The organism is Pseudomonas sp. 2995-1 (genome assembly GCF_002742505.1).
Classification (GTDB): domain Bacteria; phylum Pseudomonadota; class Gammaproteobacteria; order Pseudomonadales; family Pseudomonadaceae; genus Aquipseudomonas; species Aquipseudomonas sivasensis.
On the sequence record NZ_LJSA01000601.1, the window covers coordinates 1 to 284 of the forward strand.

Genomic DNA, 284 nt, shown 5'->3' on the forward strand with positions numbered 1-284 from the left:
AACTTGGATACTTTGTTGCGCTGTTTGCTGATCCATTTGCACTTGATGGTTCAAATCATAAGGATCATAGTATCCTTTATTAATCATATATTGAGACACGCGATCATGGAAAGTAATCGCTTGTTGCAATTGTTGGTTTAATGATTGTCGAACTTCAGGAGTTGCACATTCTGTTATCGCGTATGCGCAGTTTCTCACACCAGTTTTAGCAGATAAAAGTAAATCTGTTGCTATTGCCTGTTCAGTCATTTGGCTGATTTGATCCATTTGAGATTGTGGTTGAA

Annotated in this window: 1 protein-coding gene; it reads right to left on the minus strand. The window is 37.7% G+C overall.

Annotation, left to right across the window (positions count from 1 at the left end; genetic code table 11):
- A partial coding sequence (locus AOA61_RS28245) for a spore coat protein (RefSeq protein ID WP_218197411.1) occupies positions 1–249 on the minus strand: 249 nt, incomplete at its 3' end.
- Positions 250–284: the final 35 nt, after the last annotated feature.